We start from the raw sequence: 1,195 nt of genomic DNA, 5'->3' as shown, positions 1-1,195 counted from the left end.
GGCCGGGCAGCGCGCTGGCGCGCGCTGCGGCAGCGCTAGAGAAGCCCGCGGGCGCGGAAGCTGAGTTCGGTGGATTTTCCGATAATCAAGTGGTCGTGCAGGGTGATGCCAAGGGCGGTCAGGGCGGCCTGGATCTGATTGGTCATACTGAGGTCGCTGTCCGAAGGCGTTGGGTCGCCGGATGGGTGGTTATGAACTAATATCAAAGCACTAGCGTTGATCTCGAGAGCCCGCTTGGCGACTTCCCGGGGGTAAACCGGGACATGGTCGACGGTGCCTCGCGCCTGTTCTTCGTCGGCGATCAGCACGTTCTTGCGGTCTAGAAACAGGATGCGGAATTGTTCGGTTTCGCGGTGCGCCATGGTGGTATGGCAGTAGTCCAGAAGCGCGTCCCAGCTGGAGATCACCTGGCGCTGCATCACCCGGGCGCGGGCCATGCGGTGGGCAGCGGCCTCCAGTACCTTAAGGTCGGTGATCACCGCATCGCCGATGCCACTGACTTGGGCCAGCCGTTCCGGAGAGGCCGTTACAACGCGGTTGAAATCCCCAAATGTGTCAAGCAGTTGCCGGGCCAAAGGTTTGACGTCGCGGCGCGGAATGGAGCGGAACAGGACCAGTTCCAGCAGCTCGTAGTCCGGCATTGCGGCAGCACCGCCCTGCAGGAATCGCTCGCGTAGGCGGGAGCGGTGGTCCTTGATGTAGGAGGGCAGGCGGCCTTGGGGCAGGGGGGCCGCAGGGGTTTCGTCGCTGCCGGGGAACAGCGGCAGGGAGACGTCCTGGAATGAGGGGTCCTGTGCCATGGCGCCATGGTGCCGTCATCATGGTTGAGGAAGTGTTAAGGGGCGCCGCAGAGGAGCGGCAACTGGGGGGTGAGCGGCGTGCATCCCCTGTACACCCCCGCGGTGCGGCATGGGGAGAGGGCTGCAGAGCGAGGAAAAAAGAAAAGCGCCCCCGGGCAGGGGCGCTTTCTTCTGTGACGTTTGCGGGAATGCGCCGGGGCTCCGCCCGTTCGCAAGCGAAACGCTCCCCCGGAGCGTTTCCAGGGAGCTTGCTCACCCCTTCATGCCATCCCAAAAGCTCTTCACCGAAGAGAAGAAGCTGCGGGATTCGGGGTTGGTGTTGTCCTCGGACATTTCCTCGAACTCGCGCAGAAGCTCTTTCTGGCGGGCAGTGAGGTTGACCGGGGTTTCCACCG

Annotated in this window: 1 protein-coding gene and 1 pseudogene; both read right to left on the bottom strand. The window is 63.6% G+C overall.

Going from position 1 to position 1,195, the window contains the following annotated elements; all coding sequences use genetic code 11:
* Positions 1-35 precede the first annotated feature (35 nt).
* On the bottom strand, positions 36-800 hold the full coding sequence (gene radC, locus A2I95_RS40150) for a DNA repair protein RadC (RefSeq protein WP_291737911.1): 765 nt from the start codon (positions 798-800) through the stop codon (positions 36-38).
* 252 nt (positions 801-1,052) lie between these two features.
* Positions 1,053-1,195, bottom strand: a pseudogene (locus A2I95_RS40145) (molecular chaperone DnaJ); the annotation flags it as partial.

This window comes from Leisingera sp. F5, assembly GCF_001593695.1.
Note: the sequence above shows the minus strand (reverse complement) of the source record. Positions and strands in the feature narration are given on the sequence as shown.

Bases quoted from the DNA above. Each gene is read 5' to 3' on its own strand.
- radC (WP_291737911.1), bottom strand. From the start codon at position 800: ATGGCACAGGACCCCTCATTCCAGGACGTCTCCCTGCCGCTGTTCCCC.